Below are 6802 nucleotides of genomic sequence, written 5' to 3'. Positions count from 1 at the left end.
AACCCTCTTGGCATTGAACAAACTATTGTTTGTTCCTGCCAACCGGCGAGGGAGCCCCTCAAGGATTGAGGGGTTGGGGAGTTCGATTGAAGGGGTCAAGGGGGAGGTTCTCCCTTGTAGGTTTGGACAAAGTCCAAGGTTTTGTTCGGCTTGCCGAACAGCCCCGCAGGGCACACCTTTACGATAGTAAAGTATAGTGTGCTATACTTTACATGGAAGTCCACCGAAAAACAGTAGAGAAGTATATATACTTTATATGGTTCTAGGGACTGACAAGGACGTAGAACCTATGGAAAAGAGGCGAAAAAATGAGTTATGCAATTTGCCGAATGCAGAAATTTAAAATGCGAGATGTGAAGGGAATTCAGATTCATAATCAGAGAGAAAAAGAGAGCCATACAAATCATGATATTGAATCGGAGCGAACACATCTTAATTATGATTTACATAATGATGGCCATATTGATTATTTGAAAACAGTAAAAGACAAAATTGAGCAGAATGTAGAGACCAATCGGGCGATTCGAAAAGATGCGGTTGTAATGTGTGAGTTTGTGGTAACAAGTGATAGAGAATTTTTCGATGTGTTGGATATGGTTGATCCAGCTCAACAAAAGGTGTTTTTCAAAGAAGCGTATAGCTTCTTAAAAGATAGATATGGAGAACAAAATATTGTACATGCAGCGGTTCATTTGGACGAAAAAACACCGCATATGCACGTTGGGATGGTTCCGGTAACAGAAGAAAATAAACTATCAGCGAAACAGATTTTCAACCGAAAAGAATTGGTTTCGCTCCAAGACGATTTTCATGCTCACATGGTAGAAAAGGGTTTTTATTTGGAACGTGGTGTATCAAGTGACAAAAAACATGTAGAAATGCGGAAATTCAAGGCAATGACGGCAAAGGAAGAGATAAATGCTTTAGAAAAAGAGATCGGACAATGTCTACAGAAAAAAGAAGTAGTCAATAAACAGATGGAACAATTAGAATCTCGTTTGAATCAATTACAAAATGCAGTGAAATCAACAAATAAAGTCGATAAGATCGAAGTGAAACATAAAGGTGGTATTTTACGCTCTAAAACGGTTGAAATGAGCGTAGAAGACTTTGAGGAACTCAAAACTAAGGCAAAAGCATCAGAAGCCTTTAAACGCGAAAATACGACGTTACATCGTAAGAATGAAGCGTTACAAGCGAGTAATACAGATTTACATACAACGGTGAAGCGTTTGGAAAAAGAAAATGAAAGGTTAAAGCCATATAAGGGCAAATATGAACGTCTAGGAAAATTGTTTGATGAAATGAATAAATTTTATGAGAAGTTTATTCCAAAAGAAGTGTCAAAATTTCATGAAATAATTGGTTTTTGTAAGAGAAAAGTAAATGCATCCATAAATAGATTTAGTTCTCTTAGATATTCGGAAAAAGCATTGAATGAAAATGAGAAAAAAGGATATGAAGCAGCGTCAAAGTTTCTTGCAACTCAACAAACGCAACAAAGAAAAGAACGTGGAAATGAACGAGAACTTTGATAGGGGGATTATCAATGAAAAAACTAAAGAGAAATGCAATTCAATGCCGAAAATGTGGGGATGTAATTGAATCTAAGTTCACTTATGATTTTAAGTATTGTTTATGTGGATCAGTGGGCGTAGATGGTGGTTTGGAGTATGCTCGTATTATTGGCGATTCAGAAAATGTGATTGAACTTCATGAATATGAAGATAAATAAAAAGCATTACATCAATTGATGTAATGCTTTTTATTTAGGTACAAAATTAATTTTAGGAAGAACATGTTTTTGTAAGCTGTTATCACTAAATGAACTTAATGTTTGTGTATTTTCATCAAATTGTAGTCCCAATGCTTTAAATATAACTTCTGTTTGTACAGGGGATAGACTAAATGATACTGTATCGTCATCTAAATAAATATTTAATTCAACGCCCTCAATCATTATTTTTCGTCTCCAATCCTAATTTTTTTGATTCGTTTTTTGTTGTTTCTTGTTCTGGAAGAGCTTTTTGTTTTCCTCTTAATATGTCGATAGAATTTAAAGGCTTATCTTCTTCATAATAACTCAATAGTATTTGTCGTTTTGTATCATTCCCCTTCATCATGATGTTAGGATTTACGATATAAACGCCATTTTGTTTTTTCTTGATAAAATTGCTTTCTTGTAGTTTTTTCATAATACGTGTAACTGTGCTTACACCGACACCAACATCTTTTGAGATACTCCTATATGTGCCTATAAAAAGATTGTTAGATTGGTTTGTATTTTCGGCTATGTATATAAAGACATCTAGTTGTTTGTTGTCTATGATCCCTAGAACTGTTAAGAAATCCATTAAGTACATTTTCCAAAAATTTTTGGTTCCATAAACTCTTTTGGTTATTTGGTCTACATGAATAACTTCTCCAGTTTCAGTATCTACTAATTCTCGTTTCTTTTGACCGACTAAGGTTTGAGTTTCTGCATGATATTCTAAATTTTCGTCATGTTTTCCCATGAAATATCCCCCTATTTATTTAATGTGTATGTATTCAAACTTGAACACTAAATATCTCTTTAAAAGAACACTAACACAATCATATTAAAAATACAATTGTATTCATTAAAAGAATACAGACATCTTCAAAAATGAACACAATTGCTATCAAATATGAACACAAGAAAAAACGCCAAATCCATTGATATGACTGGGTTTATCCCACTTTTTTACTGACATTTCCTCTCTTCTAATATCAAAGGGGCTAAATAGCCCCTTTGATATTTTAAAAAAAGACCAACTAAAAGTTGGTCTTTTTTTCTCTTTTTCCTTAAGAGCTAAAACTTTTACAAGGAACAGGTAGTATTTTTTGAGAAAAACACTCAAAAAATCTCCACCTTCTTCGCTTTGCTCCATCCTTGTAGAAGTTTTTTCGGCTCGTGTGCTTTTCTCGCCAAGCCGACAGACAAAAAGCAAAGCAATGGTTCTCGACTTGGACAAGCAAGTATACGAGCCGAACCGCTTAGATCATTCGTTCTAAAATAGTTCTTACTCGATAATTGATACGGAATACGTGGGGTTTCGCCCCCACACGACGAGCCAGCACTCTAGCCAAAAAGCAAAGAGAATACCAAAAGATAAGATTAAGATCAAAACCAAACTAATAAAAAAATAGCCATCCATTTGGACGGCTATTTTACATAATTCTTTTTTAAATATGTATTTTTATCTTTATTTAGGATATGCTACAGTCTTTTCCATGGTATAGTTATTCATAATTATTTATGTTGGTTATAGTAAACATGTTGTTACAAAGATTGACCAAATAATCTTTTGTTAATTGCAAAACAAAAAAGACAAGTTATTTAACCTGTCTTTCTCTTTCGATGAATTAATTACAATTTAGGTACTATAATGATTATTTATTAGCTTATATAAAGCCTATGATCCTTATCAGATTTATAAAAAGCTTTTCTTAATATTATCTGTTAACTCAGAAATGACCTTTTTCTTTTGTTGTTCAGGTGAATGAATAGTTAAAATTATCAAATCCACCAAATCAGGACTTTCTTTAGCTAATTCCTGCATGTAGTCATACCCGAAATCTTTCATGACCAGTAGCAATTTACTCATGTTACTGGAAACTTACATCTATCTTCTTTTTTACGTCCTTCGCTACTTTTGGCATTGTTATTTCAAGTATTCCATTTTTGTACGTAGCTTTAACCCCATCATGTGAAACGGGGCTTGGAAGTGTTATCATACGTTGAAAACGACCTGTATAGCGTTCCTTTTTTAACATATTTTCTTCTTTTATTTCATTGGTACGCTTGATAGAACCACTAATGCTTAATCTGTTATTTTGAATATCAATATCTACATCTTCTTTCTTTTCAAGACCAGGTAAATCACATGTTGCCACAACCTCATTCTCAGTTTCATGAACATCTACTCGAATCCCACCTATACCATGTTCATTGTCAAACGAAATTGGTAATTCCGAAAAGAAACGATCGAATTCTCTTCTCATATTTGATAATTGTCTAAATGGATCATAAGGTACTAATGACATATTCAACCTCCTTGGTTATTTTCAAAGATATTATTCCAATTTTGTATACGTTTATTCATAAATCCTTTATTTTACGTTCTGTACAAATGCATTCGTATCTGTACCAATTTTTAGAGTGTTTCTTTTAATACAACTTCCATAGAATTAACCCAAATAGCAGAATACAAACCCTTCAAGACCAATAATAATCTACTCAATCTCACATTCTATTTCCGTTTCATCTAACAAACTCACAACAATTCTTTCCCCTACAAATACAGTCAACTTTCTAATCAATGTAAAATATAACTCCAAATCAAACTCTGTTATTGGCTCTGTTTTTTCAATGAGCTCAATAAACTGTCTTACTCTATATTTTTGTAAATAATCATCACTATCTATGTTCTGCTGCCATTTTTCTAAAAAATAATCTTTGTTCTCTATGATGGCATTAAACGTGTTAATAAAAGCTTGGTATAAGACTTTATCGTCAATATGTTTGTTCTGACAGCTTTTTTCACCTTTGACACAAATTGTTGTTGTCGCACAAGTCTAATTGTAAAAAAAACCCAAATGGATGGAGCCACCTTTGAATAGGTATTTACCTTTTTGGCTCTAAACAAGGAGGAAAATCAGACTGAAAATTGCGACAATATTTATGCAACACTAGTGACTTCAAATAATTAATATTTTTTATAGCATTCTCTCTCGATACATTTCCATAATCAGCTACAATCCCCACAAGTTGGATATCATTACGAAAAAAGGTGTACAGAATAGCAAACACATCATCAATTCCCATATCTGTAAACAAGAGAACTTTTTTGGGTATATGTTTTCCTCCAAAAGCTATAAAATTTTATTTTTACTAAGGATGTAATGAATAGGCTTGTACTATATTTGATATATATTTTATATATTCTTCAATAGTACATTTTGTTCATCTATAACTTTAGATATCTTATATGTGTTTGCATCTAAAAAAGTATTTTTGTTTTGTATATTGTATACAAGTACAGTTAACATAACGCATCATTATTGGCATAAAAAAAGGATCTTCAATCTAAGATCCTTTTTATTATTTTTAATAGTTTTATTCATTTACCATGGCATCGGCTTTTGTTACATGTACAGTACCAAATGGATGGTTAGGAGGAGCATATATCGAGTAAAGTTTTAGAGGAATATTACCTGTATTGGTTAGATTATGCCATGTTCCAGCGGGTATCATTATGGCATAATCATCATAGACATTTCTTTTAAAGTTTAAATTATCTTTATTCTTGCCCATTTGAATAATCCCCTGGCCTTGTTCAATACGTAAGAATTGATCAACGTTAGAATGTACTTCCAAACCGATATCTTCGCCAACATTGAGACTCATTAAAGTAACTTGTAAATGTGTTCCTGTCCATAAAGCAGTACGATAGGTATTGTTTTGCTTCGTTGCTTCATTGATATTAACGACAAATGGTTTTGGTCCATAATCTGTTAATGAAATTCTTCTGTCATTGTTAGAAGAGCAAAAAGAATCAAATCTATTTGCATGCTCTATCTCATTAGGAAAAGTCCGGTAAACAGACTGTCTTCCATAGTTATACATTGGTATTGGTATTGGTACATTAACATAATAAAGATATTGATATGGGTATATATAAGGATTATAGTGCATTTTTCCCAATCCTTTCGCGTTTTTACAAAATTATTCTATGCACTTGTTAAGGGAATGTACTTAGATTCAAGATGACTTATTAAAAACACATGAATATGTTATACAAATCTAGTATACATAACGCACAATTATCGGTAGCAAGGTTTTTCATAGAATCCTTGTTTTTATGAGGTTTTTCTTTTTTCTATAAAAAATTGATATGCATGATTTTATACATGGTTGATATAGCGGGGATTCCAAGGATCTTCGCTATTCTTTTTTTGCATAGAATCTTGCATACTCTTAGTGTGATTTCTGATGAAGTAAGAATGGAAATAACAAGATATACATTTAAAGTGTCTCTCAGCTTGTCTGGGAGGCCTTTTTGTTCTTTGGTGTTTTTTATATGGATAATAAAATCCAGGTAGGTTATAGATAAATCTGGAGTGTTTGAGAGGTATATAACAAGTTTGGGTAATGTTGATTTTATAGAAAAAAAGAGGTGAAAAGTTAGGTAGTATTGCAGAAGTAAAAACTTAAATTTCTACTTCTGCAATACTTGGGTTTTATGGTACTTAATGGTACAATTATATGTACTAAAAGGTACATATTGGAGGTACTAAAATGGACAAAGAGAAAACAATTCAGATCAAGTTTACAGTGAATGAAGAACAGTATAAGAAGTTAGAAATATTGGCAAAGATGAGGGAACTTTCAGTACCACAGTTTTGTAAGTTGACTTCGTTACAAGTAAAGACGCAACCAGCTAGACCGATTGTAGTAAATGATGAATATGTAATGCCAGAACCGGATGTGTTGTTGATGAAAGAAGTAGAAGAACGTTATAACGTAGAGAATCAATTTTTAAAAATAGATAAAGAGTTTAATGAACGATTATATGAGTATGCGGTGAAACAACAAGAGCGAAGTGAAAACAGTCAATAGAGATCTTTGCGTGTGTTGGTCAATCAAAACGGACCTAGCGAAGCAAAGGGAGTATTTGACTTGACCAACTGGACTCCACCTAAACCCTCTTGGCATTGAACAAACTATTGTTTGTTCCTGCCAACCGGCGAGGGAGCCCCTCAAGGATTGAGGGGTTGG

Annotated in this window: 9 protein-coding genes and 1 pseudogene; 3 read left to right on the top strand and 7 right to left on the bottom strand. The window is 33.0% G+C overall.

All coding sequences use genetic code 11. The features are described 5' to 3' along the window. Positions 1 to 308: 308 nt before the first annotated feature. Both mobV and PDQ68_RS28015 read left to right on the top strand, forming a co-directional pair. Positions 309 to 1535, top strand: coding sequence for a MobV family relaxase (gene mobV, locus PDQ68_RS28020; protein WP_270787147.1), 1227 nt, complete (start codon positions 309 to 311; stop codon positions 1533 to 1535). Between the two features lie 14 nt (positions 1536 to 1549). After that, positions 1550 to 1735 (top strand): DUF7695 domain-containing protein, encoded by a 186-nt coding sequence (locus tag PDQ68_RS28015; protein WP_000734368.1) that lies wholly within the window; start codon positions 1550 to 1552, stop codon positions 1733 to 1735. Positions 1736 to 1765: 30 nt separating this feature from the next. On the opposite strand, the gene PDQ68_RS28010 is transcribed toward PDQ68_RS28015, so the two are convergent. From PDQ68_RS28010 to PDQ68_RS27980, 7 genes and pseudogenes are all read right to left on the bottom strand, one after another. Next, positions 1766 to 1960 carry a hypothetical protein gene (locus PDQ68_RS28010; protein ID WP_000569534.1) on the bottom strand — a complete coding sequence of 65 codons (195 nt, stop codon included), beginning with the start codon at positions 1958 to 1960 and terminating at the stop codon, positions 1766 to 1768. After that, positions 1953 to 2516 carry a replication/maintenance protein RepL gene (locus PDQ68_RS28005; protein ID WP_270773535.1) on the bottom strand — a complete coding sequence of 188 codons (564 nt, stop codon included), beginning with the start codon at positions 2514 to 2516 and terminating at the stop codon, positions 1953 to 1955. The genes PDQ68_RS28010 and PDQ68_RS28005 overlap by 8 nt, the downstream gene beginning before the upstream one ends. A 147-nt stretch (positions 2517 to 2663) precedes the next feature. Further along, a complete protein-coding gene (locus PDQ68_RS28000) occupies positions 2664 to 2912 on the bottom strand; it encodes a hypothetical protein (RefSeq protein WP_157416855.1) in 249 nt (82 codons plus the stop codon). 543 nt (positions 2913 to 3455) lie between these two features. Then, complete coding sequence (locus PDQ68_RS27995) at positions 3456 to 3584, bottom strand: hypothetical protein (RefSeq protein WP_255452039.1); 129 nt, start codon at positions 3582 to 3584, stop codon at positions 3456 to 3458. Between the two features lie 46 nt (positions 3585 to 3630). Continuing rightward, on the bottom strand, positions 3631 to 4068 hold the full coding sequence (locus PDQ68_RS27990) for an Hsp20/alpha crystallin family protein (protein WP_010891078.1): 438 nt from the start codon (positions 4066 to 4068) through the stop codon (positions 3631 to 3633). Positions 4069 to 4720: 652 nt separating this feature from the next. Beyond that, a pseudogene (locus PDQ68_RS27985) lies at positions 4721 to 4879 on the bottom strand (nucleoside hydrolase); the annotation flags it as partial. 261 nt (positions 4880 to 5140) lie between these two features. Continuing rightward, positions 5141 to 5719, bottom strand: coding sequence for a cupin domain-containing protein (locus PDQ68_RS27980; protein ID WP_000559143.1), 579 nt, complete (start codon positions 5717 to 5719; stop codon positions 5141 to 5143). Between the two features lie 603 nt (positions 5720 to 6322). Between PDQ68_RS27980 and PDQ68_RS27975 the strand changes: the two genes are divergently transcribed. Then, the gene (locus PDQ68_RS27975; RefSeq protein WP_000356677.1) at positions 6323 to 6643 is read left to right on the top strand and encodes a hypothetical protein; all 321 of its coding nucleotides are present in this window, start codon (positions 6323 to 6325) and stop codon (positions 6641 to 6643) included. Positions 6644 to 6802 lie beyond the last annotated feature (159 nt).

Origin of the sequence: Bacillus cereus group sp. Bc010, from assembly GCF_027716745.1 — a bacterium.
Lineage (GTDB): Bacteria > Bacillota > Bacilli > Bacillales > Bacillaceae_G > Bacillus_A > Bacillus_A pacificus.
Note: the sequence above shows the minus strand (reverse complement) of the source record. Positions and strands in the feature narration are given on the sequence as shown.

Excerpts from the sequence above, each read along its gene's own strand:
- mobV (WP_270787147.1), top strand. The coding sequence starts at position 309 with ATGAGTTATGCAATTTGCCGAATGCAGAAATTTAAAATGCGAGATGTG.
- PDQ68_RS28015 (WP_000734368.1), top strand. The coding sequence starts at position 1,550 with ATGAAAAAACTAAAGAGAAATGCAATTCAATGCCGAAAATGTGGGGAT.
- PDQ68_RS28010 (WP_000569534.1), bottom strand. The coding sequence starts at position 1,960 with ATGATTGAGGGCGTTGAATTAAATATTTATTTAGATGACGATACAGTA.
- PDQ68_RS28005 (WP_270773535.1), bottom strand. The coding sequence starts at position 2,516 with ATGGGAAAACATGACGAAAATTTAGAATATCATGCAGAAACTCAAACC.
- PDQ68_RS28000 (WP_157416855.1), bottom strand. The coding sequence starts at position 2,912 with ATGGAGCAAAGCGAAGAAGGTGGAGATTTTTTGAGTGTTTTTCTCAAA.
- PDQ68_RS27995 (WP_255452039.1), bottom strand. The coding sequence starts at position 3,584 with ATGCAGGAATTAGCTAAAGAAAGTCCTGATTTGGTGGATTTGATAATT.
- PDQ68_RS27990 (WP_010891078.1), bottom strand. The coding sequence starts at position 4,068 with ATGTCATTAGTACCTTATGATCCATTTAGACAATTATCAAATATGAGA.
- PDQ68_RS27980 (WP_000559143.1), bottom strand. The coding sequence starts at position 5,719 with ATGCACTATAATCCTTATATATACCCATATCAATATCTTTATTATGTT.
- PDQ68_RS27975 (WP_000356677.1), top strand. The coding sequence starts at position 6,323 with ATGGACAAAGAGAAAACAATTCAGATCAAGTTTACAGTGAATGAAGAA.